The 25,423-nt window shown below is 51.8% G+C and carries 23 protein-coding genes and 1 tRNA gene; 6 read left to right on the top strand and 18 right to left on the bottom strand.

Going from position 1 to position 25,423, the window contains the following annotated elements; translation table 11 throughout:
• Window positions 1-4: 4 nt before the first annotated feature.
• Genes sufB through PsB1_RS01245 form a run of 3 tightly spaced genes read right to left on the bottom strand, consistent with a single transcriptional unit; the run spans window position 5 to window position 3,128 of the window.
• Window positions 5-1,471: a Fe-S cluster assembly protein SufB gene (gene sufB / locus PsB1_RS01235; protein ID WP_284358553.1), complete on the bottom strand. Its 1,467-nt coding sequence runs from the start codon at window positions 1,469-1,471 to the stop codon at window positions 5-7.
• A 14-nt stretch (window positions 1,472-1,485) separates the two neighbouring features.
• Window positions 1,486-2,637 (bottom strand): cysteine desulfurase family protein, encoded by a 1,152-nt coding sequence (locus PsB1_RS01240; protein WP_284358554.1) that lies wholly within the window; start codon window positions 2,635-2,637, stop codon window positions 1,486-1,488.
• On the bottom strand, window positions 2,634-3,128 hold the full coding sequence (locus tag PsB1_RS01245) for an Rrf2 family transcriptional regulator (protein WP_284358555.1): 495 nt from the start codon (window positions 3,126-3,128) through the stop codon (window positions 2,634-2,636). Before PsB1_RS01245 ends, PsB1_RS01240 begins: the two co-directional genes overlap by 4 nt.
• Window positions 3,129-3,280: 152 nt before the next feature.
• Here PsB1_RS01245 and PsB1_RS01250 point away from each other — a divergent pair, with 152 nt between their 5' ends.
• On the top strand, window positions 3,281-3,952 hold the full coding sequence (locus tag PsB1_RS01250) for an alpha/beta hydrolase (protein WP_284358556.1): 672 nt from the start codon (window positions 3,281-3,283) through the stop codon (window positions 3,950-3,952).
• A 10-nt stretch (window positions 3,953-3,962) separates the two neighbouring features.
• Here the strand turns inward: PsB1_RS01250 and PsB1_RS01255 are convergent, their stop codons facing one another.
• Window positions 3,963-6,170 carry a ComEC/Rec2 family competence protein gene (locus PsB1_RS01255; protein ID WP_284358557.1) on the bottom strand — a complete coding sequence of 736 codons (2,208 nt, stop codon included), beginning with the start codon at window positions 6,168-6,170 and terminating at the stop codon, window positions 3,963-3,965.
• Here PsB1_RS01255 and gltX point away from each other — a divergent pair.
• Together gltX and gltA are read left to right on the top strand one after the other, a co-directional pair.
• The gene (gene gltX, locus PsB1_RS01260) at window positions 6,169-7,608 is read left to right on the top strand and encodes a glutamate--tRNA ligase (RefSeq protein WP_284358558.1); all 1,440 of its coding nucleotides are present in this window, start codon (window positions 6,169-6,171) and stop codon (window positions 7,606-7,608) included. The genes PsB1_RS01255 and gltX overlap by 2 nt on opposite strands.
• A gap of 51 nt (window positions 7,609-7,659) precedes the next feature.
• Complete coding sequence (gene gltA / locus PsB1_RS01265) at window positions 7,660-8,964, top strand: citrate synthase (RefSeq protein WP_284358559.1); 1,305 nt, start codon at window positions 7,660-7,662, stop codon at window positions 8,962-8,964.
• A 363-nt stretch (window positions 8,965-9,327) separates the two neighbouring features.
• Here gltA and PsB1_RS01270 read toward each other — a convergent pair.
• Window positions 9,328-9,412, bottom strand: a tRNA-Leu gene (locus tag PsB1_RS01270).
• Between the two features lie 126 nt (window positions 9,413-9,538).
• On the opposite strand from PsB1_RS01270, the gene PsB1_RS01275 reads away from it, so the two are divergent.
• From PsB1_RS01275 to PsB1_RS01285, 3 genes are all read left to right on the top strand, one after another.
• Window positions 9,539-10,120 (top strand): YqaA family protein, encoded by a 582-nt coding sequence (locus tag PsB1_RS01275; protein ID WP_284358560.1) that lies wholly within the window; start codon window positions 9,539-9,541, stop codon window positions 10,118-10,120.
• Window positions 10,121-10,247: 127 nt separating this feature from the next.
• Window positions 10,248-10,742 carry a disulfide bond formation protein B gene (locus PsB1_RS01280; RefSeq protein ID WP_284358561.1) on the top strand — a complete coding sequence of 165 codons (495 nt, stop codon included), beginning with the start codon at window positions 10,248-10,250 and terminating at the stop codon, window positions 10,740-10,742.
• Complete coding sequence (locus PsB1_RS01285) at window positions 10,729-11,307, top strand: demethoxyubiquinone hydroxylase family protein (protein WP_284358563.1); 579 nt, start codon at window positions 10,729-10,731, stop codon at window positions 11,305-11,307. The genes PsB1_RS01280 and PsB1_RS01285 overlap by 14 nt, the downstream gene beginning before the upstream one ends.
• A gap of 291 nt (window positions 11,308-11,598) precedes the next feature.
• Here PsB1_RS01285 and PsB1_RS01290 read toward each other — a convergent pair whose 3' ends face one another.
• From PsB1_RS01290 to nuoG, 13 genes are all read right to left on the bottom strand, one after another.
• On the bottom strand, window positions 11,599-11,862 hold the full coding sequence (locus tag PsB1_RS01290) for a DUF1467 family protein (protein WP_284358564.1): 264 nt from the start codon (window positions 11,860-11,862) through the stop codon (window positions 11,599-11,601).
• The gene (gene mce, locus PsB1_RS01295; protein WP_284358565.1) at window positions 11,863-12,288 is read right to left on the bottom strand and encodes a methylmalonyl-CoA epimerase; all 426 of its coding nucleotides are present in this window, start codon (window positions 12,286-12,288) and stop codon (window positions 11,863-11,865) included.
• A 35-nt stretch (window positions 12,289-12,323) separates the two neighbouring features.
• A complete protein-coding gene (locus PsB1_RS01300; protein WP_284358566.1) occupies window positions 12,324-14,012 on the bottom strand; it encodes a ribonuclease J in 1,689 nt (562 codons plus the stop codon).
• Window positions 14,009-14,800 (bottom strand): type III pantothenate kinase, encoded by a 792-nt coding sequence (locus PsB1_RS01305; RefSeq protein ID WP_284358567.1) that lies wholly within the window; start codon window positions 14,798-14,800, stop codon window positions 14,009-14,011. Before PsB1_RS01305 ends, PsB1_RS01300 begins: the two co-directional genes overlap by 4 nt.
• A gap of 77 nt (window positions 14,801-14,877) precedes the next feature.
• Window positions 14,878-15,630, bottom strand: a complete 753-nt coding sequence (locus PsB1_RS01310; RefSeq protein ID WP_284358568.1) for a biotin--[acetyl-CoA-carboxylase] ligase — start codon at window positions 15,628-15,630, stop codon at window positions 14,878-14,880.
• Window positions 15,627-17,105 (bottom strand): NADH-quinone oxidoreductase subunit NuoN, encoded by a 1,479-nt coding sequence (gene nuoN, locus PsB1_RS01315; RefSeq protein ID WP_284358569.1) that lies wholly within the window; start codon window positions 17,103-17,105, stop codon window positions 15,627-15,629. The genes PsB1_RS01310 and nuoN overlap by 4 nt, the downstream gene beginning before the upstream one ends.
• 12 nt (window positions 17,106-17,117) lie before the next feature.
• Entirely contained in the window at window positions 17,118-18,608 is a 1,491-nt protein-coding gene (locus tag PsB1_RS01320) for an NADH-quinone oxidoreductase subunit M (protein WP_284358571.1), read from the bottom strand.
• Between the two features lie 7 nt (window positions 18,609-18,615).
• Entirely contained in the window at window positions 18,616-20,685 is a 2,070-nt protein-coding gene (gene nuoL / locus PsB1_RS01325) for an NADH-quinone oxidoreductase subunit L (RefSeq protein ID WP_284358572.1), read from the bottom strand.
• Between the two features lie 3 nt (window positions 20,686-20,688).
• Window positions 20,689-20,994 carry an NADH-quinone oxidoreductase subunit NuoK gene (nuoK, locus tag PsB1_RS01330; RefSeq protein WP_284358573.1) on the bottom strand — a complete coding sequence of 102 codons (306 nt, stop codon included), beginning with the start codon at window positions 20,992-20,994 and terminating at the stop codon, window positions 20,689-20,691.
• Window positions 20,991-21,608 carry an NADH-quinone oxidoreductase subunit J gene (locus PsB1_RS01335; protein ID WP_284358574.1) on the bottom strand — a complete coding sequence of 206 codons (618 nt, stop codon included), beginning with the start codon at window positions 21,606-21,608 and terminating at the stop codon, window positions 20,991-20,993. Before PsB1_RS01335 ends, nuoK begins: the two co-directional genes overlap by 4 nt.
• 75 nt (window positions 21,609-21,683) lie before the next feature.
• Window positions 21,684-22,169: an NADH-quinone oxidoreductase subunit NuoI gene (nuoI, locus tag PsB1_RS01340; RefSeq protein ID WP_284358575.1), complete on the bottom strand. Its 486-nt coding sequence runs from the start codon at window positions 22,167-22,169 to the stop codon at window positions 21,684-21,686.
• Between the two features lie 2 nt (window positions 22,170-22,171).
• Window positions 22,172-23,263, bottom strand: a complete 1,092-nt coding sequence (gene nuoH / locus PsB1_RS01345) for an NADH-quinone oxidoreductase subunit NuoH (RefSeq protein WP_284358576.1) — start codon at window positions 23,261-23,263, stop codon at window positions 22,172-22,174.
• 6 nt (window positions 23,264-23,269) lie between these two features.
• Window positions 23,270-25,354: an NADH-quinone oxidoreductase subunit NuoG gene (gene nuoG / locus PsB1_RS01350; protein ID WP_284358652.1), complete on the bottom strand. Its 2,085-nt coding sequence runs from the start codon at window positions 25,352-25,354 to the stop codon at window positions 23,270-23,272.
• Between the last annotated feature and the right edge of the window lie 69 nt (window positions 25,355-25,423).

Below are 25,423 nucleotides of genomic sequence, written 5' to 3' on the forward strand. Positions count from 1 at the left end.
CTCATCATCCCACGCTCCCCTCAAGGCTGATGGCCACCAGCTTTTGGGCCTCCACCGCAAACTCCATCGGCAATTCTTGTAAGACCTCGCGGACAAAGCCATTGACCAAAAGGGCTACCGCATCTTCGGGCGGTAAGCCGCGTTGGCGGCAATAAAACAGCTGATCCTCGCTCAAGCGCGTTGTGGTGGCCTCGTGCTCAAAGGTGGCGTGAGGCGTTTTGGCTTCTATATAGGGCACGGTATGGGCACCACATTGATCGCCGATCAACAAGCTATCGCATTGGGTGAAATTGCGCGTGCCAGTTGCTTTCGCATGAGCACTAACTAGACCGCGATAAGTATTATTGCTTTGACCAGCCGAAATGCCCTTCGAGACGATGCGCGAACGGGTATGATTGCCCAAATGGATCATTTTGGTGCCAGTATCGGCTTGTTGATGCCCATTGGTGATGGCGATAGAGTAAAACGCGCCTTGGCTTTGATCACCACGCAAAATGCAGGAAGGATATTTCCACGTCACTGCTGACCCGGTTTCAACTTGTGTCCAAGACACTTTAGAGCGCGCACCACGGCAATCGGCGCGCTTGGTCACGAAATTATAAATGCCACCCACGCCGTTTTTATCGCCGGGGTACCAGTTTTGCACGGTGGAATATTTGATCTCAGCATCTTCTAAAGCCACCAATTCAACAACGGCCGCGTGGAGCTGATTTTCGTCGCGCTTCGGCGCAGTACAGCCTTCGAGATAGGAGACATAAGACCCTTTATCGGCAATGATCAATGTGCGCTCAAACTGACCTGTATCGGCAGCATTGATGCGAAAATAGGTCGAAAGCTCCATTGGGCAGCGTACGCCAGGCGGGATGTACACAAACGTCCCATCAGAGAACACGGCACTGTTCAGCGTCGCGTAAAAATTATCGGTGACTGGCACGACCGATCCCAGATATTGGCGCACTAAATCGGGATAGTCCTTGATCGCTTCTGACATCGAACAAAAAATCACGCCCGATTTGGCCAGTTCCGCCCGAAAGGTGGTCGCAACTGAGACGCTATCAAACACGGCATCGACGGCAATACGTGGTGCGCCCTTCACGCCTGCCAGAACCTCTTGTTCGCGCAGGGGTATCCCAAGTTTTTGATAGGTGGCGAGGATTTCTGGGTCAAGATCGTCCAAGCTATCCAGCTCGATCTTGGCCTTAGGGGCGGCATAATAATAGCAATCTTGGAAGTCGATCTTAGGGTACCGCACCATCGCCCAAGTCGGCTCTTGCATGGTCAACCAGCGCTCATAGGCCGCTAAGCGCCAATCGAGCATCCATTGCGGTTCCCCTTTTTTGGCGGAAATAAAACGAATAATGTCTGTATTGAGACCCTTAGGGGCCAGTTCCATCTCTATATCCGTGACAAAGCCATGCTCATATTCAGCAATGCTTTCAACTGTATCAATGGTTTCTTTAATTGCAGGCATAAACTTTGTACCTTTCAGGCGGCGTGGGCTGATCGCGTGCGACCCAGCCGTGCGCTCGCTTCAAGATAAAGGTTTGCTAATTTGACCCCGTCGCCAACTTCGCTCGACCAGCCAAAACTGACGCGGATGGCACATGCCGAGGCGGCTGGTCCATATCCACAAGCCTGCAAAATGCGCGACGCCTTGACTTTACCCGAAGTACATGCCGAGCCCGCTGAAACGGCAGCACCCGCTAAATCCAATGCCATAACCTGACTGGACCCTTCCCAACCGTCGACCATAAGACATGAAGTATTAGTGAGGCGAGCAACACCGGTGCCGATCACTTTGGCCCCAATTCCACCCCCGGTCACGATGCGCTCAAAGCTATCGCGCTCACGGCCAGTAAGGCGCGAAAATGCTCTTATCGCTTCATCGTCACAAGCGGCGCGGGCCGCAGCGGCAAATCCAATGATGGCCGCCAGATTTTCGGTTCCACTTCGCGCACCCCTCTCTTGCCCACCGCCGCTGCGTATCGGTTGAGCATTGATACCGGGAGCGACAATCAAAGCGCCAACGCCAGCTGGACCACCCAACTTATGGGACGAGATGATGAGCCAATCGGCGAACCCCGCAAACTGCGAGACACTGGTCTTGCCTGCCATCTGCACGCCGTCACACATCAAAGCACCACCGGAAGCGCGCACACAGCTACTCAATGTGTTAAGGTTTTGGAGCGTACCAATTTCATGATTGGCCCCTTGTGCGATCACCAAAGCAGGGCTGGCATCGGACCCAAGGCGGGCAGACAGCCAATCCATATCAAGCAGCCCATCTTGGTTCACCGCGATTAAGTGCGCGTCTGGCCAAAGTTTTTGAGCATAGGCCCAAACTGCATCATGTTCGACGGGGGAAATAAATACCCGCTTAAAGTCCATCGCATGGGCGCTTTCGAGTGCGATATGCAATGCCTCGGTCGCGCCACTGGTAAAATAAATCGCCTCACCATGACACTGTAATGTGGCGGCCAAGTTTTCGCGGGCATCTTCCAACGCCCGCTTGGCGGCGCGGCCTTCACCATGCACTGAAGAGGGGTTTCCAATCAGATCCAACGCCCGCACCATGGCTTCGCGCGCTTCAGCCCGCAGCGGCGAGGTGGCATTGTGATCGGCATAAAGACGGTTCATGGCGGAGCCGCTACCAAGCTTAAAGGGCCTATAGAATCGTAGTTTTTGGATAGTTGGTTTTTGGATACTTGGCGCGACACAACATCGGCCAAAGTCAATGCGCCTAAAAAAGCGCGAATATGACGCGATAATTCATCCCATAAATCATGGGTTAGGCAACGGCGTCCACCGCTGAGGCAACCAATCCGATTATGGGCCTCGCAACGTGTGATCTCTAAAGGCTCTTCAACAGCTGCCATAATGGTAGCTATGGCGATTGCTTCGGCAGGCATTGCCAATCGATAACCACCGCCGGGGCCACGCGTGCTGTCCACTAAGCCATGGCGTCGCAGGCGAGCGAATAATTGCTCAAGATAGGATTGGCTGATTTCCTGACGCCGGGCGATATCGGCCAAGGTGATGGATTTGACCGCTTGACAAGCCGACGCACTGTTGGTGGCTAAATCCACCATAGCCATTACGGCATAGCGCCCCTTGGTTGTTAGCTCCATGATCCTCGCTCCTTACCTCATTACCTGCTACAGGTTACAGTTTCATTGCGGAAAAACTTGGCAATGTGCTGCCCGGCTATGATAGGAGCCGTTTCTGTCTGTTATAGACCTAGTATTCCCGACCTCTATGGTCAAGAATTAAACTGAGCAATATGGCCGAACTAATCCTAACTGGCGCTGCGGGGCGCCTAGAAGCCCGCTATAATCAAGCAGAATCGGAAAATGCGCCGATCGCTTTAATCCTGCACAATCACCCCAAAGCTGGTGGGTCGATGCAAGACCGGGTCACTGTCATGCTGCATAAATTATTTGTGGAGCGGGGTTTTTCAACATTGCGATTTAATTTTCGTGGTGTCGGGCGCAGCCAGGGCAATTTTGACAATGGTCAAGGCGAGTTGTCAGACGCTGCAAGTGCGCTCGATTGGCTGCAAGCACAAAACCCAGTTGCCCCGATTACCTGGGTCGCCGGCTATTCATTTGGCTCTTATATTGCTTTGCAGCTTTTGATGCGGCGGCCAGAAATTGACGGCTTCATTACCGTAGCCACCCCTGCCAATCATTATGATCTGTCGTTTTTGGCACCATGCCCCTCTTCAGGCATGATGTTTTATGGTTCCAATGACCAAGTGTCCCCGCCAGCCGATTTGGAACGTTCAGCTTCCAAAATTCGTACGCAAAAGGGTGAATTGGTTGAATGGGAACAGATTGAAGGCGCGGATCATTTCTTCCGCAATGAGCTAGATGTGCTGCGCACGCGGGCGGCCGTCTATCTCGACCGTAGGCTGGCTGAGCCTAAGAAATCCTCGCCACCGCCGCGCAGATAAGTAAAGCAACTTATTGTTCTTTATCGTGCAACACGATGTCCTCGCCGGCATCGGCTGGCAACTTCGCCCATGGCCCCTTACGTGGTGAGGCAGGATAGAAATAGAGCTGCCAGCCATTGCGCATCAATAATGCACCATCTGGGAGATCGCCACGACCAAAGGCATGACTTTGGCCATCGAAGGACAAGGCCAAGGTGCCCCGCCCTCGACCTGCATAAACATAACGCCCTTCCCAATCCCCTTGACCGACAAAACAGGTGCGGCGGATGACATGCTCGCCCTCTGGTAACAGGTCTTGAACCTGTGTTGGGCTCAGCCCTGCGCGGTCTATGAGGCGGCTTGCATCAAAGCGGCCGCCCGTTGTGCGGCATAATTGGGGGTACTCACCCGCCGGTGTGGCTAGTATGGCCCGCCCTTCTGGGCTAATCCAGCCAACGGGTTTAGGTGCAGCGATCCAGATCGCCAAACCCAGAACAAAACCCAACAAAGCCATATAGCGCAGGCGTGACCGCCATAAGGTGAGCCATAGGATAGAGAGGATCAATACCACTGGCGCGGTGGCGTCGGTCCACGCAACGCGCGCACGCGCTCCCGGCAATTCTGCCATGAAATGAGCGATGTCGAGGGTGCGGCTGAGCCCCCAAGAGGCCAGTGCCCATGCCCAACCATCCAGTCCAATCGGGGCTAAGAGCGCCCCTAAAACCGCTGCCGGGGCGACCAAAAAATCATTGATCGGGGCTGCCAAAAGATTGGCAGGCAAGGACCATGGCGAAATACGGCCAAAAGTTGCCGCTGCCACAGGTGCCGTGGCAAGCCCAGCCACAAAACTGGTCGCGGCAGCGGCCCCAAGCCAAAAAATCACGGTATGGACAGGGCCGGGCGTTGGTTTGCCTTGATCGCGGGCATGATGAGCTTCCCATACTTCCCACATCGCCACCAATCCGGCTGTAGCCAAAAAACTCATCTGAAAACCCGGATCAATCGCACTTTCGGGTACACCCACCAGCACACAGATGGCAGCAATCGCTAAGCCACGCATCGATATGGCTTTTCGGTCCAATAGGATCGCACCAAAAGCAATGGCGGACATTATAAATGCTCGCACGGCTGGGGCTTCTGCACCCGAAAAAATGCAATAAGCTCCAGTGCCAAGGAGTGCAGCGCTGGCACCGACTTTTCGTGCATCAAATCGAAGCGCAACACTTGGAATAAGGGCAATAGTCTTGGCGATAACCAAAAAAATTAAGGTACCAAGTACCCCGACATGGAGGCCAGAAACCGAAATGATATGGGAAAGGCCGGAGACTTGCAGGGCTTCAACATCGTCTTCGCTCAACCAAGCGCGGTCACCCGTAGTGATTGCTGCCAAAAATCCTGCCCCAGGGCTTGGCGTGGTCTCGACCAAATACCGTGCGGCTTGTGCGCGCCAAATACTCAATATCAAAACCATAGCCTTATCTGGCGGCAATTGCCCCGTAATCAGCTTACATGGCGCAATTGCGTAACCGACGCCCCCAAGCTTCATGAACCAAGCCCGGCGTGCATGATCATAGGCCGTGGGCACTACAGGCCCCGGTGGTGGACGTAAAATAGCCTGACACAGAATTTTCTCGCCTGGCCTTGGCGGCTCGTCCTGGGTCAAAGCCAGTCGCACGTAGCTGGGGTTTTCTCGGCTTGCGGCTGGGGTTAGGCTTTCAACTTCAATCCGCGCCCGCCATACACCATTTTGGGTCTTATCGATTTGGACAACATAGCCCGATACGGTCAGCGGGACTTTATGTTCACGAATGACAGGTGCTGCCACCGCCATGGCGCGCAATAAGCCTGCTGCACCTCCGCCCAAAAAGGCGGCAAACAAGAGGGCAAGGGTTGCGATCAGGCCACAAGTATAAGAGATCGCATGTGTTTGGGCGCGCTGGGATAAAAAGATACCAATCAACCAGATGGATAAGGCCCCAATGGTCAAACCAACCCAAAGTCCTGCAGGGTCGTCAGCACGCACCGAACAGGTTAGCCCTGCCCCAAACGCAAAGGCAACTGGCAGCCATAATACCAGCCGATCGCTATCTTGGGCCCTTAAATCTTCCAACCAATCCATGAACAATATGTAGAGACGGCTTTCACGCGCCCGTGAGCGTGCTAAGAGGCGGGCAAACAAACGCCCAACTGGCGTTGCCTCTTTCAGTTTTGTTTCTTGTTGAGAAGCCCCGTCTATCATGCATGCTCCGACCGACCCGACAGTCCACACACACGAAGCAACAGGCAGCGCCATCGTGACGCGATTTGCGCCCTCACCGACTGGCTTCCTGCATATAGGAGGGGCAAGGACGGCTTTATTCAACTGGCTTTTTGCACGAAAAGCAGGTGGCAAATATCTTTTGCGGATCGAAGATACGGATCGTGAACGCTCAACGCAGCCTGCTGTTGATGCAATTTTGGCTGGATTGGCATGGTTGGGGCTGGAAGCTGATGGCCCACCGACCTTTCAATTTACCCGCGCTGCCCGCCATCAAGAGGCCGCAACAAGCCTAGTTGCAAGCGGTGGGGCTTACCATTGTTATCTGAGCAAAGAAGAAGAATCTGCACTTAAAGAAGAAGCACGGGCCAAGGGCTTGGCTTTCCGCTCCCCCTGGCGCGATCCCGATTATGGCACGCCACCCACCGGGGCGTCTTATGTCACGCGACTGCGCGCACCCAGCGACAACACCATCATCGAGGTCATGGATAAGGTTCAAGGCAGGGTCGTGACTGCGGGTCGCGAGATCGACGATTTCATCTTGCTTCGCTCTGACCACACGCCCACCTATATGCTGGCGGTCGTAGTCGATGATCATGATATGGGCGTGACGCACATCATCCGCGGTGATGACCATTTGACCAATGCGGCACGTCAATCTGTCTTGATTAAAGCCTTTGGCTGGCCTGTACCTGTCTATGCTCATATTCCTTTGATTCACGGCGATGATGGCAAAAAACTATCCAAGCGCCATGGCGCTTTGGGTGTGGATGAATATCGACGCATGGGCTATTTGCCCGAAGCCATGCGGGCTTATTTGTTGCGCCTTGGTTGGTCTAAGGGTGACCTTGATATTGTCAGCACCGACGAAGCACTCGCCCTTTTTGACTTGGAAGGATTGGGCAGAAGCCCCGCGCGGTTGGATTTTGTCAAAATGGGTAGTGTCAACGCGCATTTCATCCGCTTGGCCGATGATACACGCCTGATGGAGTTATTGCGGGAACAAGCTAGCCAAAGTGGGATCGATTTGAGCGCGATCCCAGATGTCATTTTGAAGGCGGCCCTGCCCTATCTTAAACCACGCGCCCAAACGCTGCCAGACCTCTTAGATCAGCTCCAATTCATCCTGGCCAAAAGGCCCATTACTCTTGATGAAAAGGCATCCAAAGCGCTTTCAAGTGAAGCAATCGAGCGGATCAGGCGTTTGCGCGGTGAGCTAAGTTTGCTAATAGTCTGGCAACACGACGAAATTAAAGGTAGTTTGGACCGTTTCGCTGGGGAGGAAAACATCGGCATTGGCAAGATTGGACCTGCTGTACGCGCCGCTCTGACCGGTGGTTTGGCAGCACCTGATCTGGCTGTAACGATGCAATTACTAGGAAAACAGGAAACCTTAGGGCGTCTTGATGACATAATATAAACTTCTGTCGTACAAACTGGCGGTAAAAGTTAATGATGTGAGGGCAGAGACATGGAAAGTCATGCAATACCAAAAGGATCCGCGAAATTGGAGTTTGAAGGCAAGACAATTGATCTGCCGATCTTCAGCGGCGCGACTGGGCCTGATGTCATCGATATACGTAAACTTTATGCGCAGACTGGTGCCTTTACCTATGATCCGGGCTTTACCTCCACTGCTTCTTGCGAGAGTCAGATCACCTTTATCGACGGCGATGAAGGCATTTTGCTCCATCGTGGCTATCCGATTGACCAATTAGCAGAGCGGTCAAACTTCCTAGAAGTCGCTTATCTATTGCTTGAAGGCCATCTACCCAGCCAAGCGGAATTTGAGCAATTCCGCCATGACATCACCTATCACACCATGCTACACGCGCAGTTTGATCGATTTTTTGAAGGGTTTCGCCGCGATGCACACCCTATGGCGGTTATGGTTGGTACAGTGGGAGCTTTATCAGCATTTTACCACGATAGCTTGAATATTGATGATCCCATCCAGCGCAAAATCACTCAACATCGTCTGATCGCTAAAATCCCAACGATTGCTGCGCGCGCCTATAAATATTGGTTGGGCCAACCCTTTGTGACCCCACGTAACGAATTGAGCTATGCCGCCAATTTCTTGCGCATGTGCTTTGCCGTGCCAGCAGAAGACTATGTCGTCAATCCTGTCATGGCCAAAGCGATGGAGAAAATTTTCATACTCCATGCCGATCACGAACAAAATGCTTCAACTTCAACGGTACGTCTAGCAGGCTCATCTGGTGCCAACCCGTTTGCTTGTATTGCAGCGGGTATTGCCTGCTTGTGGGGCCCAGCACATGGTGGGGCCAATGAAGCGGCCCTCAACATGTTGACCGAGATTGGCCATGTTGACAATATTCCAGCGTTTGTGGCGCAAGTCAAAGACAAGAATTCCAGCGTACGTTTGATGGGCTTTGGTCACCGTGTGTATAAAAACTATGACCCACGCGCCAAGGTAATGCAGCAGGCCTGCCATGAAGTCCTCGCCGAAGTTGGTGTGAAGGATGATCCCTTGTTGAAAGTGGCGATGGAATTGGAAAAAATTGCGTTAAACGATGACTATTTCGTTAGCCGCAAGCTTTATCCCAATATTGATTTTTATTCAGGCATTACCTTAAAAGCGATGGGTTTTCCCGTTGAAATGTTCACAGTCTTGTTCGCTTTGGCCCGCACCACCGGCTGGATCGCCCAATGGGACGAAATGAACGACGACCCCGCCCAAAAGATTGGCCGCCCCCGCCAACTGTATACGGGTGCCATACAACGCGATTATGTACCCATTATCAATCGATGATAGTTGGGCTCGGTATCGCGCTCAATCCTGCAATCTTAAAGCGGGTTCTGGGTCTTGTTTGATCATGCTAGGACCCAATCAACGCCCAAGCTCACCATGGGTCATAATTCTTGTATTATTCTCACTTGCATAAAATGTTTGCTAACAAGAAAATCTTGGGTCCCATATCTAGGGCTCTAAAATCAGGGGTAGCGTAAAGCTTGGCTGGATTATTTAAGCTGTAAAGGGGCAACTAACTTGACTTTTTTCTGTTTAAGGCAACGTAATCAGAGAGAACAAACATGAACAACTGCCCCGCACCTTTTCACAAAGTGTACCGCACCTTAGTTTTTATTGTTTGTTTTCAGATACTTAAAAAGCCAATGGTGCCCCGGGTCGGACTCGAACCGACACTCCTCTCGGAACTGGATTTTGAGTCCAGCGCGTCTACCAATTCCACCACCGGGGCAAGCCTTTCAGCATGGGGTGCGAGGGCGGTGTCCTAGACGGGACGCGACCATGTTGCAATCACTTCTTCTGCAACTAGATGTGCTCAAAACAGACAGAGTTGAATTTTTTATGTTAAAGCTTTGCAATGTTGCGAAATCTCTATCACAAATTACGCGCCTTGGCCGCATCTGACCGTGCCGACCGGGCTTTGGCTGGTGTGGCGTTTGCTGAAGCATCATTTTTTCCAATACCTCCAGATATAATGTTGATCCCTATGTCAGCTACACGACCAGAGCGTGTTTGGCGGTCAGCCGCGATAGCTACGTTTTTCTCGGTATTGGGTGGGTTAATGGGCTATTGTATCGGTGCGTTCTTTATGGACTCGATAGGAAAGCCATTGTTGGATTTATATGGTTATGGGGAAAAATTACATCTATTCAACGAAGCCTACGCCAAATGGGGCTTGTTGATCATTCTCATCAAAGGCTTAACACCGATACCCTTTAAGCTGGTAACAATAGCCTCTGGTCTAGCAAAATTTGATCTATTGACCTTCATATTGGCAAGCCTCCTGACCCGGGGTGTCCGTTTTTTTCTCGTGTCTTGGTTGGCCGCACAATTTGGTCCCAGCATTGAGCCCTTCATCGAAAAACAGCTTTATTGGGTTACAGGGGCTGTCGCGGTGGTCCTTATTGGTGGTTTTGTGCTAGCGGCGCAATTTGCTTAGATCAAGCACCTTTGTTTGTTATGGCTACGACCTATAACCCCTCGCCATCCAAGCGAGATCAAGATAGAATGCTTATGCTTAGATGAGCCTAAAATCATTAATCCACCCATTGATTAAGCACTGGCCTATGACGGCGATTGGAAGCAGTTTTTTGATGCTGGCCATCGCCCATGGGTTTGAGCGTTTTGGCCATTTGCCACCTTGCGCCCTTTGTTTGCGCCAGAGAGAAGTCTATTGGATCGCAATTACAATAGCGATCATCTCACTGGTAACACGAAAAATGGCTTCCGATCGTATGAGTGTACAGGCCTTAAACTTTTTATTGGCCATCACATTTGGTACAGGCGCTCTGGTGGCAGGCTTCCATATGGGCGTTGAATACACATGGTGGCCAGGGCTTGCCTCGTGCGCGGCTGGTCCAACGCAAACGATCTCTACTGATCTTTTGGCGGCCTTAGGTAAGCCAATGCAAGCCCAAGGATGTAGCCACATCGCGTGGTCATTTTTGGGTCTATCCATGGCTGGATGGAATATGGTGACCTCGCTTAAACTATGTATTTATTCGGGGATAGCCACGTGGCGACCCTATGGCTTCATGGAATTGGCTCATGTCAGAAGTTAAGACAGGGCGCGCCAAACGCCCCCCCCTACCCGGCACTGGTTTTAGTCGTGATCGGCTTAAAGAGATGCTGCGCGTCGATCATGCTGGTGAATATGGCGCAACCCGCATTTATGCTGGCCAGCGCGCAGTGTTCTCGCGTTTGCCTGGTGCGCGCAGGATAACCGCTCAATTGGCGGAGCAAGAAGCCGATGAAAAGGTCCATAAAATTGCTTTTGATCAGCTTTTGGTTGAAAGGTGTGTTCGCCCTACGCTTCTGGGACCGCTGTGGGGCATGGCGGGATATAGCCTTGGGATATTCACAGCTTTGATGGGCGAAAAAGCTGCCCATGCCTGCACAGCGGCGGTTGAAGAGGTGATTGAAACCCATTATCGCGATCAGATAGAAGAATTAGGTGACCGAGAACCTGAGCTTAAAGCCATGATCACCCAATTTCGTAACGAAGAGATTGCGCACAAAGATCAAGCCATTGCTGAAGGGGCTAAGGATGCATTTGCCCACCCTATCTTAGAAACATTGATCAAGCTAGGCTGCAAAGTCGCAATCACTGTTAGCCAAAAATTGTGACTCTCGTGTGCATTACTTACCCATCATGTAGTCTGAAATATACCTAAAAAAAGGCCGCGCAAGACTTGTCTAGCGCGGCACAAAGGTTCTGGGAGGAAACGCCATCAGGCATTTACGAGACAGCGACAGGCCCATCTCGCAATTGCACAATTGGTCCAAATTCTCATGGTTACAATAGTAATCACGCAAATTGACCGTAAAAATGACTTGATTAGACTAATGGACTATTTGAGGAGCAATGACTGCCTTTTTTTTAGGCTCACAATTAGATATAGTCCAATTTCGGTCCCTTTAAGCTATAAATCGACCTAAAGGATGCTGCAATGATATCCATCCAGAAAGCATTAGCAAAGCTAACAAGATCCAAATCACTGCGGAGATGCAAGTCGTCCAAATCAGTTTTTGCTTGATATGGGTATCCACGGGTGCGCCAGGATCTGTTCCTTCTATCATTTCTCCATATTCTTTCTGGCTAAGCACCCCAAAAGGTAGCACGGCAAATAATATTACCCACCATAGAATCAAATAAATGGCGATCCCGGTAAACCAATCCATCTAATGGCTCCCCTTGGGCGTTTCCATCAACTCAATTAAGACGCCGTGACTATTTTTAGGGTGGACAAATAAGATCAAAGTCCCATGCGCCCCGATCCGCGGCTCACCCATAATCATTGCCCCTTTGGCGCGCATGGCATCGCGCGCTGTATAGATGTCAGGAACCTCAAAGCACACATGATGCTGCCCGCCGGCTGGATTTTTTTCTAAAAACTTATGGATGGGTGAAGCGTCTCCCAAGGGTTCGATCAACTCAAGCTGGCTATTGGGAATAGTGACAAAGGCCACTTTCACACCTTGCTCGGGCATTTCGCGCGTTGGTGTGATTTCATCATCGCTCACACCATAGAGCGACTTATAGGTTTCTAGGGCAACGGCAATAGAAGGAACCGCAATGCCGACGTGGTTTAACCGACCAAGTTTCATCTCTCTCTCCCAAGGAAGCGCTGACCCATAAACCTCTAAACCGTCATGACCACTACATCGACGATAGGACGTTTACCAAAAACCCGCTCCGTCGCTTTGCGGACGGCGCGCATAACAAATCCCTCTGCCACTTCTTCATGGGTACGCTGATCAGGCTTGAGGCGATGATAGGCTTCTTCGGCAGCATCGGCCAATTGTTCTAAGCGACCTTCGGCGGGATCACCATTTTTCTCGCTCAATCCGCGTGCCCTTACATCAGGGCCAGCTTTAATTTTACCACTGCCATCAATCGCCATCGACACCATGACATAGCCATGCTCCGCCAAGCGCAAGCGATCCCTGATACACTCACTTTCCGCAGAGATAATGGCATCACCATCAACCAACAATCGACCATTGGGGACTTCATCAATTACCTTGGCAGGGCCCGGAGCCAAGCGGATCATATCACCGTTTTTAACCGCCAAAGCTTCAGGAACGCCCAAACTCAAGGCAAATTTCGTATGCTCCATCAAATGGCGTTGCTCACCATGGGTTGGGATCGCTATTTTTGGGCGTACCATGGCATACATCGTTCGCAATTCATCGCGACACGGGTGACCTGAAACGTGTATATGGCGATCCTTACCGGTGATGATGTTTACCCCGCGCATGGCAAGCTGGTTTTGCAGTGCCATGATCGCATGTTCGTTGCCGGGGATTTCACGGCTTGAGAATAAGCAGGTATCGCCTCTGCCAAGGGTGACATGGGGGTGGCTACCTTTTCCGATGCGGGCCAATGCTGCGCGCGGCTCACCTTGGCTACCGGTGCACAAATACAAAATTCGATCATCGGGTAAACTTCTGGCTTGTTCTGGCTCAATAAAATGTGCATCGGCCAAAAGGCCTACAGCTTTGGCGGCCCCGGTTATGCGCACCATCGAACGCCCAATCAAAGAGACTGAGCGACCGGCGGCTGTGGCAGCTTCAACCGTCGATAGGATCCGCGCCACATTGGATGCAAAGCACGCAACAGCCACTTTTCCTTTTTGTTCAGCAATAACTTCATGTAAGCCGTCACGGACGCCGGCTTCAGAGCCCGCTTCGCCTTCTGAAAACACATTGGTACTATCACACACCATCGCCAATACGCCTTCATCGCCCAATTGGCGCAAACGGGCTTTATCCGTTTCACCCCCAATCAATGGACTAGCATCAAGTTTCCAATCCCCAGTATGAAGAACCCTACCAAGAGGCGTATGGATCGCCAATCCATTGGGTTCAGCAATCGAGTGGGTTAAAGTGACATATTCAATGTCAAACGGCCCAATTTGAAAGCGATGCTTTAAGGGAACTTCATGGAGCGTCACTTTGCTCTCAATCCCGCGCTCACGTAGTTTGTCACGCAGTAAGTGCGCAGTAAAAGGTGTGGCATAGACAGGGGCTGGAAAGCGCGGCCAGAGCCAGCCAATCGCACCGATATGATCCTCATGCCCATGGGTGAGAATGATGGCTAGAATATCTTCTTTATTGGATTCTAAAAACTCAGGATCGGGCAGGATCAGATCGACGCCTGGAATGCCCTCCTCGCCAGCGAAAGTGACGCCGACATCGACCACAATCCATTTCTTATCGCCTTCCGGGCCAAAGCCATAGGCGTTAAGGTTCATGCCGATTTCGTTTGAACCACCAAGGGGAAGAAAGACGAGTTCATCACATGTTGATTTTATTTTTATTTTTGTCACGTTGGGTTCCGTTTGACGGACCTGCCGCCGTTGCGCTCAAAGATTTCTAATAGCCCGACAGGAGTCAAGTCTTGATCATAAAAATCAATATGGTTTGACGCGCCCTCAAATAAAGAAGCAACGCCACCTGTGGCAATGACTTTCATGGGTTCGCCATACTCTGCCTTAATACGACCAATCAGGCCATCAATCAGTTCAATATAGCCCCAGAAAACACCCGATTGCATGGCACCAACCGTATCGGTGCCTATGACTTTATCAGGCTTGCGAATTTCGATACGGGGCAAACGAGCCGCATTGGTGTGGAGTGCTTGTAAAGAAAGATTGATCCCAGGCGAGATTATACCCCCCTCAAATGCGCCATCTGCCCCTACAATGTCAAATGTAGTCGCGGTGCCACTGTCAATCACAATGCTGGGCCCGCCATATTGAATAAAAGACCCAATCGCATTGACCAATCGGTCCGCGCCTGCCTCTGAAGGTTTGGGAATACGCACTTCAATGCCAAGCGCTGCATTCTCACCCACCACCCACGGCTCTACCCCGACATAACGACGCGACAAATTACGCAAATGAAACAGAGCTTGGGGCACCACGGTTGAAATCACGCAATGGTTTAGGACTGTTATATCAAGATGTACAAAGCGCATAGCTGCATCCAGCCAGACGGCATATTCATCGGCTGTACGCGACGAATTACTGGCAGCGCGCCAGGTCCCGCGCCATTTTTTGCCATCATGCACCGCAAATTTTGAATTGGTATTTCCAACATCAATTGCTAAAAGCATAAGGCCCCCTAGGGTCTGGTTGAGCAAACCGCCTTAGCCTTTCTGGGTGACACTTGCCAGTCATGAAGCTGCTGGGATCAGGTAAAGAACACATCACCAGCCGCCACATCCGCGATCGTGCCATCTCTTTGTTCAAGCTGTAGTGCACCCGTCATAGAAAGGCCTAAGAACCTGCCTTCGAGTGTCTCATGTTGTAAACGCACCATGATAGGTTGGCCCACACCCGTGGCCCGGGTCAACCAAGCCTGCGCGATCGGGGCAAAGCCAGCTTCAACCCACACATCAAACCAAGTCTGAAAGTGGCGGCGCAATGCCTCAAACAAGATTTCTACAGTCACTGTCGGTTGACCATTTAGCAGGTGGCGAGCAACACATGTGATCTGCTGATCCATGGCGTGAGGATAGGTAAGCACATTAACACCAATGCCAATGGCGATATGAAAGCCATTGGCCCCTTGCCAACTCTCCAACAAGATGCCGCTGGTTTTGCGCCCTTCAATCAGGACATCATTGGGCCATTTGAGGCTGACCAAGTTTTGGGGAACATGGTGATCAATCGCCTCTGCCACAGCAAGGGCTGCGACAAATGAGAGGTTTGCCGCTTCTGCAGGGCTACATTCGAGCGTGATTAATCCTGTTGCAAAAAGATTGCCAGGCTCACTGTACCATGTGCGGCCCCTTCGTCCCCTGCCCTTGGTCTGTTTAAGGCTACGCAACCACAGAGGGCCTGTCTCGCCTTGTTCGCTTAGGCGGCGCGCCTCATCATTGGTGGAATCTAAACTGTCATACAGTCGAGCCACACGCCACCAGCTGGTATGAAGTGGCTTCAATGAAACCCAGCCCCAGCCAGTTCTGCTGCCGAGCCAACAAATCCAATCACCACCGTCAATGCAGCTAAAATGATAGTCGCCCCTGTGAGGGTCAAGGTGGTAGATACGCCAACTGGCATCATCGCCATACGCGGGGCGTCAAACCAAACTGTCTTGAGGATGCGCAAATAGTAGAAGGCTGAGACTACAGACGCCAGGATCAGGCAAACCGCCAAGGGAATAAGACCCGTCGAAATGGTCGCGAGAATGATTTCCCATTTTCCCCAAAAGCCTACCAAGGGAGGTATACCCATCACTGAGAACAACAACAAAGTCAAAGCGACGGACAAAAGCGGATTAGAGCGTGAAAGGCCCGATAATGCTTCAATCGTTTCGGGTCTTTGGCCATCGGTTGTGCGCATGGATAAGACGACGCCAAAGAGCCCAACCGAAGTGATGGCATATATGGAGATAAAGACCAAAAGCGCTTTGGGACCATAGATCGGACCGCACGCAATCGCCACCAAGGCATAGCCCATATTGGCGATCGAGGAATATGCCAACAGGCGCTTGATATTGGTTTGTTGAAGCGCAAACAGCGCGCCAATCCCCATCGACAAGATGGCCATGATGATGGCGATGCTCTGCCAGTCCTTTTGTAACGACCCAAAGGCTTCAAAGCATACACGTGCAAACAAAGCAGCCGCTGCCACTTTTGGGGCGGAGGCAAAAAACGCGGTAGCGGCCGTTGGCGAGCCTTCATAGACATCCGGCGTCCACATATGAAAGGGCGCTGCCGCCATCTTAAATGCCAAACCACATAGGATGAACACAAGGCCAAAAATCACACCAATGGAGCGGTGATCTTGCACTTGGCTGGCGATCACATCAAACCGAACTGAGCCTGTAAAGCCATAAACCAACGAGCAGCCATAGAGTAAAAGCCCCGACGATAAAGCGCCCAGCACAAAATATTTGAGGCCCGCTTCTGAGCTTTTGGCATCGTCGCGGGCATAGGCTGCAAGTACGTAAAGACACAAGCTCTGCATCTCGACACCAACATAAAGCGCGATCAAATCATGCGCGGAAACCATGATGAACATGCCCAAGGTCGCTAAAAGGGCTAACACCGGAAATTCTGGCTTATCGATTTTTTTTTCAGCCAAAAAATCAATCGATAACACAAGGGCGCTGGCAGCAGTTAAAGCGATGATCATCTTGGCGTAAGCTGAAAAGGCGTCTGCGGCATAAGAACTTGAAAAAACATTTATTTGCTTAGCCGGGACATGTAAAATGGCCATGCTTCCTGCAACCAATATGGTGGCCACACACAGCCATGTCACCAAGCGCGCGCCCTTATCGCCCACAAACGCTCCAACCAGCACAATGATAAGCGCGCCAATCGCAAGGCTGAGTTCAGGCAGCACATAGAGCAATTGCTGCAAGAACAGTTCTGGCGTCATAGTTGCTTGGGTGATGGTTAGAGGTGTGCTCATTACCGTACCGGTTCATTTAAAGTGGGCGTGGAAGGCGTCCACGAGCGCAACAGCACTGATCGCTGTCTGGTCAAACACATGATTGGGCTGGAAGCCTAAGAATAAAGCCGCCGCGATCAGAGGAATAAAAATCAAAATCTCACGCGTATTCATGTCGGTGATGGTGTTAAGCGCGGGGTTCACAATCGTCCCGAAAATGACTTTGCGGTAAAGCGTCAACATATAAGCGGCAGATAAGATTACCCCGCTTGCAGCCACCATGGCGGTCACTGGATCGATATTGAACGCACCTTGCATGGTCAGGATTTCGCCGATGAAGCCTGAAGTACCCGGAAGGCCGACATTGCCCATGGTGAAGAGCAAGAACACGGCTGCATAAATTGGCATGCGGTTCACCAGCCCGCCATATTGGGCGATCTCACGGGTGTGCATGCGATCATAAATCACCCCAACGCACAAGAATAAAGCGCCAGAAATGACGCCGTGGCTGATCATTTGAAAGATCGCGCCCTGCACGCCTTGCTCATTGCCGGAGAAAATCCCCATGGTAACAAAGCCCATATGCGCGACCGAAGAATAAGCGATCAGCTTCTTGATATCGGTCTGCCGGAAGGCAACTAAAGACGTGTAAACGATGGCAATCCCTGAGAGCGCAAAAATAAACGGCGCAAAAGCGTTGGACGCATCTGGAAACATGGGAAGCGCGAAGCGCAAGAAGCCATATCCGCCCATCTTCAACAAAACCCCAGCTAAAATGACAGAGCCAGCTGTTGGTGCTTCAACATGGGCGTCGGGTAACCAAGTGTGCACGGGCCACATCGGCATCTTTACGGCGAAGGATGCAAAGAACGCGAGCCACAGCCAGGTTTGCACCGCCGGGCTAAAGGCAAAGGCTTGCAGATCGGGGATGGAGGTTGTTTTGGCGGTGACGACCATCCAAGCGACGGCGACCAACAACAAAAGCGAGCCCAAAAGCGTGTAGAGGAAGAATTTATAGGCCGCATAAACGCGGTTTTTACCGCCCCAAATCCCAATGATCAGATACATGGGGATGAGGCCAGCTTCGAAGAAAATATAGAAAAGCACAATATCGAGCGCGCAGAATACGCCGATCATCAAGCTTTGCAGGAGCAAAAACGCCGCCATATATTCAACGACGCGCTTCTCAATCGCCGTCCAGCTGGCCAAGATGCAAAGCGGCATCAAAAAGGCGGTCAATAGGATCAAAAGCACCGATATCCCGTCAATGCCCAAATGATATTGGATCATGCCATACCAATTGGCACGCTCGACAAATTGATAGCCCGAATTGGTCTCATCAAACGCCACAGTCATCCAAGCGGCGAGAACAAATACGATCAAGGTTGTGAAAAGCGCAATCCAGCGCGCCGCACTGGCGCGCGCCGCTTCCGGGCTCTTGATGAGCTGAGGTAAGAACAAGATCAGGACGGCCGCAATCGCGGGCAGCCAAGTGAGGATCGAGAGGATGGGCAGCGTGTCCATGATAGCCTCAAGCACCCCGCAATAAAACTAAAGCACCAAGCGCGACCACCGCAATCAGCATCAAAAAGGCATAATGATAGACATAGCCAGACTGGATTTTGACCGCTTTTTTGGAACCAAAGTTTAAAGTGCCAGCAATGCCATTAGGACCTAAACCATCGATGATTTTGCCGTCCCCAATTTTCCAGAAAAAGTCGCCTAGAACGCGCGCCGCCTTCACGAAAATAATCTCGTAGAGCTCATCAAAGTACCATTTGTTTTGGAGGAAAGCGTGCGCCAAGCGTTTGCGGTCGGCGATCTTCTTGCCCAAGTCTTCATTGAAGAAATAGAAGTAAAGGGCAGCACCAAGGCCAACCACCATGACAACCAAAGGCGCATAAAACACCCAGTGTGGCACGTCATATTTGTCTTTCAGAACCGTGTTGTCAGGTGCCGTATAAATCGCGCTGCCCCAGAATTCCTTGGCGTGATGGCCGACAAAGGCGTCATAGAAGATCGATCCCGCAAACACCGCCCCTAAGGCCAAGAGGATTAAAGGGATCAACATCACCCAAGGGCTCTCGTGTGGGCCATGCCACGCGTGATGGCCATGATCGGTGTGGTTATAATCTCTTTGGCTAAGGTCATCATGACCAGAGGCGGCAGTCACATGCCATTTTGGCGATCCGCTGAAAGTCATAAAGGCCAAGCGCCAAGAATAGAAGCTGGTGAGGGTTGCAGCCAACAATGCCATCCAGAAGGCGGCTTGGGCTGCACCATTGCCAGTCATACCCGCCGCAAATGTGGTTTCAAGAATGGCGTCTTTGGAGAAAAAGCCTGCAAAACCAAGTGGCGTGTGGGGAATGCCAACGCCAGTTATCGCCAAAGTGCCAATGATCATGATCACAAAGGTGATTTTCATATGCTTGGCTAAGTCGCCCATTTTGCGCATGTCTTGCTCATGGTTCATGCCATGGATCACACTACCTGCGCCCAAGAACAATAACGCTTTAAAGAAGGCGTGGGTGAAGAGATGGAACATGGCGGCCTGATAGGCACCAATGCCGGCCGCAAAGAACATGAAACCCAATTGCGAACAGGTCGAATATGCAATCACGCGCTTAATGTCGTTTTGCGCCAGGCCAACGGTTGCAGCAAATAACGCCGTAACGGCACCAATCATGGTGATGAAGCCAGCAGTCATGGGGGCTGCTTCATAAATGGGTGAGCATAGGCAGACGAGCACAACGCCAGCGGTCACCATTGTGGCCGCGTGGATCAGCGCCGACACCGGGGTTGGCCCTTCCATCGCATCGGGCAACCAAGTGTGGAGGAAGAATTGCGCTGATTTGCCCATCGCACCGATGAACAACAAAAAGGCGATGATTTCGATGGCAGGAAATTGATAGCTGCCCCATTTGAGCATCACTGCCGCTTTTTCGGGCACCAAAGCAAAAACGTCTTTGAACTCAATGGTTCCAAATACAAAGAATACCGCCATAATGCCTAGCACAAAACCAAAATCGCCAACCCGGTTGACCACAAAGGCCTTAATCTGGGCATCATTGGCTGAGCGCTTATGATACCAAAAGCCGATCAGGAGGTACGAGGCGAGGCCCACACCCTCCCAGCCAAAAAAGAGCTGCATGAAGTCGGCCGCTGTAACCAGCGCCAACATTGCAAAGGTAAAGAGCGATAAATAGGCAAAAAAGCGTGGCTTATGGGGGTCTTCGGCCATATAGCCCCAACTATATAGATGCACGAGCGCAGAAACACCCGTCACCACAATCATCATCACCGCACTAATGGCGTCAATGCGGATTGACCACGTGCTTTTAAAATCCCCAACATGGATCCAAGTTGCGATCGCAATAGGCTCGCTTGGCAAATGCAAATTATGTTGCCAATGGCCAATGAATAGTGTGGCTGCACATCCAGCCGCGACAAACAATAAGGCGGTAGCCACAAACATCGCCACCTTCTCACCGATAAAGCGGTTGAATAGCCCGCAAACAAGTGCGCCCAAAAGTGGCGCGAACACGACAATCGTCGCAAGCGTTTCTGTGAGGCCAAAAGCGGCGTGAGGTTCAGCAGACACGCTTTAGCCCTTCATCAAATTAAGGTCTTCAACCGCGATATTGCCGCGGTTTCGGAAATAAACGACCAAAATTGCCAAGCCAACAGCGGCTTCTGCTGCCGCCACCGTCAAGACAAACATGGCAAACACCTGACCCACGAGGTCGCCTAAGAACGAAGAAAAGGCGACCAGATTGATGTTAACGGCCAAAAGGATGAGCTCAATCGACATCAAGATGACGATGATGTTCTTCCGGTTCACAAAAATTCCAAAAACACCGATGGTGAAGAGAGCGGCCGCTACCGCTAGATAATGAGAAAGGCCGATCAAAACACCACCCCCTCGCCCGGCTTCGGGTCTTTCATTTCAACGCCAGCCGCACGGGTGCGTCCAACTTGGGCCGATACATTTTGGCGGCGAATGCCATCGCGGTGACGAAGCGTCAAAGCAATCGCCCCTACCATAGCGATGAACAAGATGATGCCTGCCGCCTGAAACAGGAAAATATAGTCGGTATAAAGGATGCGCCCGATGGCTTCGGCATTCGATACCGCCGCGGCTGCGGGGCTTGGCGCGGCGATAGCTGAGGCAGTGACTGATTTTTCAATCCATGCCCCGCCAACCATGGCAAACTGGCCAAATAGGATCAAAGCAATCAAGCCACCAAACGGCAAATAGGTGAAAAATCCCGCTTTAAGTTCGGCAAAATCAATATCAAGCATCATGACGACAAACAGGAACAAAACCGCGACCGCGCCGACATAAACGACGATCAACAGCATGGCTAAGAATTCCGCGCCTAACAGCACAAAAAGGCCCGATGCGGTAAAGAAGGTCAGAATCAAGAAGAGCACCGAGTGCACAGGGTTGCGCGCCACCACAACCATGAAGGCTGCGGCAATTGCAATCGCACTCAAGATGTAAAAGGCGGCGACCGCAATCATCGCGACTTACTTCCCCTCTGCGGCCTGACCATCTTGTGGCTTGGCCGCGCTATGTTAAAAGTCCAAGGATTGCCCCTATCGATAGGGGGCATCCATTTTTAGATTTTTCGCAATTTCGCGTTCCCACCGGTCGCCATTGGCCAGAAGCTTGTCCTTATCATAGAATAATTCTTCCCGGGTCTCGGTAGCAAACTCAAAATTTGGGCCTTCCACAATGGCGTCTACTGGGCAGGCTTCTTGGCAAAAGCCGCAATAGATGCATTTGGTCATGTCGATGTCATAGCGCGTGGTGCGGCGCGAACCATCGTCGCGTGGCTCTGCCTCAATGGTAATGGCTTGGGCCGGGCAAATCGCCTCACACAATTTACAGGCAATGCAACGCTCTTCACCATTTGCATAACGGCGCAGCGCATGCTCACCGCGAAAACGTGGGCTGATATGGCCCTTTTCAAACGGGTAATTGATCGTGAACTTAGGCTCGAAGAATTTCTTCATCGCAAGGCCAAATGCGCCCGCAAAATCGAGCAGGAGTGCACCGCGAATGGCTTGGGCAATCCCCATGCTTACCTCCCAAAATAAGCGACATGGCCGCCTACTACTGCCACTGCCACCAAAGTGGTGGGCAGGAAGATTTTCCAACCGATGCGCATCAACTGGTCATAGCGATAACGCGGTACGATGGCTTTCACCATGGCGAACATGAAAAAGACCAGCCAAATCTTGATATAGAGGATCAAGAAGCCGACCCATGGGTTGTCAATCGGCCCCCAAGGTGCGTTCCAACCACCCAAAAACAAGATCGAAATCATCGCGCACATTAAGACAATGGCCAGATACTCCCCGATCATGAATAGAAGATATGGCGTGGAGCTATATTCAACCTGATAGCCAGCAACCAATTCTGATTCCGCTTCAGGCAAATCAAACGGCGGGCGGTTGGTCTCGGCCAAAGCCGACACGAAGAAAATGCCCAGCATCATGAACATCACAAGGCCAACGACGAAGGCATAGACGGTACCAACAATCCCGGCGCCTTCCTGGGGGTGCACCAAAGCGCCGATGAAGGAAAAGGCGTGCCAATCCCAGATACCGGCCTTTTGGTGGTCAACAATGTCGGTCAAATTCAAGCTTCCAACCACTAAAAGCACAGTGATCAAGACAAAACCGATCGAGACTTCATAGGACACCATTTGCGCCGCTGAACGCAGCGAGCCCAAAAATGGATATTTGGAGTTAGACGCCCACCCCCCCATGATGATGCCATAAACACCCAAGGACGACATGGCGAGCAGATAGAGAATACCGACATTCATGTCGGAGATAACCCAACCCGGCGCAAAGGGCACCACGGCATAAGCAACAAACGCCAAAGTGATGGTGATCAGGGGCGCTAAGATAAAGACCGTCTTATTCGCCCCGGCTGGGATCACGATTTCCTTGACCACAAATTTCAAAAAGTCAGCAAAGCTTTGAAGCAAACCAAAGGGGCCAACCACATTGGGGCCCTTACGCATCATCACGGCGGCCCAGACTTTGCGATCGAACAACAAGATAAAGGCCAAGGTCAAAAGCAACATGACCATGATCGCTAAAATCTGCCCTGTCCCGCCTAGCACGCCCCACAATGGGCCCCAGTCACGCACAAGATCTTGCATGGGCCCCTACTCCGCAGCGATCGCAGCTACAGAGGCTGCTTTTCTGGAAGCCGAACACGCCGCCATGGTCTCACTGGCGCGCGCAATGGGGTTCGTGAGATAAAAGTCACCAACCGGGCTCGAAAAAGGGACATGATCGACATCACCCGCAAGGCCAATCCGCTTTAATTCAAGCGGGGTGCTGGCACCGGGCGCAAAATCTAGGCCCGCCAGTACCGGGCAATCAGCGCGCATCTTGGCGCGCAAAGCCTCTAAGGTGTCATAGGGCAAGGGCGTGCCAAGCAACGCTGAAACTGCACGGAAAATCGCCCACTCTTCGCGCGCTTCCCCTTTTGGAAACACCGCGCGCAACCCTTGCTGGACACGCCCCTCGGTACTCACATAGGTGCCATTTTTTTCGGTATAAGCGGCGGCAGGTAGGATCAAATCGGCTTGCTGGGCACCTGCATCGCCATGGCTACCGATATAGACCACAAAGGTGCCCGCTGGCGCTTTAACTTCATCCGCGCCCAGCAAAATAAGCGTGTCCAAGGCACCAGGTGCCAGCATCGCTTGGGTAGAAAGCCCTTGCTCAATGGGTAAGAAGCCAAGATCCAAGCCACCAACACGCCCTGCAGCCGTATGGACGACATTCCAGCCATTCCAGCCATCACGCACGATCTTGGCTTTCATGCCGATCTCAGCAGCCAATTTCAGAACCTGCGCGCCGTCTTTACGGATAAGAACACCCATGCCGATGATGATCATCGGCCGCTGCGCTGCCGCGAAGCGCTTGAAGAAATCGCCCTTGCCTTTAGCCAAGTCCACCAATACCGAGGGGCCAACACCCAAATGCTCATAACCATAGGTGAGGTCGAGGTTTTCACCGACCACCCCGATCAAATCTAACGCGCCGGACAACCAGGTTTTGCGCACGCGTGCGTTAATCAAAGGCGCTTCAAGACGCAGATTAGAGCCGATGATCAATAAGGCATCGGATTCTTCAATCCCCATGATCGTGGAGTTGAAGAGATATTCCCCGCGTTGGCCTGACTGGCCAATTTGTGCGCCATCTTGGCGGCAATCGGTATTGGTTACCCCAAGGCCGCGTAACAAGTCCAATGCCGCCTTTAAACCCTCAGCCTCATTCAAGTCACCAGCAATTGCGCCAATCTTTTTGGCATCGCCTTGAAGTCTGCTCGCAAACGCTTCCAAAGCCTTAGGCCAGCTCACAGGGGTTAATTTGCCTTTAGTTTTCAAATAGGGCTGATCCAAACGTTGGCGGCGTAAGCCATCCACCGCATGACGCGATTTATCCGATAGCCATTCTTCATTGATCTCTTCATGCAGACGGGGAAGCACGCGCAACACGTCATTGCCACGTGCATCCACGCGGATGTTGGAGCCAACCGCGTCCATCACATCTACAGTCTCGGTCTTGCGCAGCTCCCATGGGCGTGCGTTAAATGCATAGGGCTTTGAAGTTAAGGCCCCAACCGGGCATAAATCGACAACATTGGCGGATAATTCACTGGTCAAGCTTTGTTCAAGATAGGTGGTGATTTCCATATCTTCACCGCGCCCAATGGCACCCAGCTCAGACACGCCCGCAACCTCAGTCGCAAAACGCACGCAACGCGTGCATTGAATGCAACGCGTCATTACCGTTTTAACGAGAGGGCCCATATTTTTTTCTTCAACCGCGCGTTTATTTTCATCATAGCGCGAGTTAGCGCGACCAAACGCCACCGCTTGGTCTTGCAAATCACATTCGCCACCTTGGTCGCAGATCGGGCAATCCAACGGATGATTGATCAACAGGAATTCCAACACACCTTCGCGGGCTGACTTCACTTTTGCTGACTGAGTAATGACTTCAGGGGGCTCCCCATTGGGGCCAGGGCGTTGATCTTTGACTTGTTGGGCGCAGGATGCGACGGGCTTTGGCGCGCCTTTAACTTCAACAAGACACATCCGGCAGTTACCAGCAATGCTTAAACGTTCATGAAAGCAAAAACGTGGGATTTCAGCGCCCGCAGCTTCACATGCCTGGAGCAGTGTGAATTCCCCCGGCACATCGATTTCATGTCCATCGACGACGATTTTCGTCATCATTTTGCCCCATCAACACGATCAGACTCAGTTCATTGACCTGTCTCGGCCAGATACGACGCTACGATC

The sequence above is a fragment of the Candidatus Phycosocius spiralis genome, from assembly GCF_030158815.1.
GTDB classification, from domain to species: domain Bacteria; phylum Pseudomonadota; class Alphaproteobacteria; order Caulobacterales; family Aquidulcibacteraceae; genus Aquidulcibacter; species Aquidulcibacter spiralis.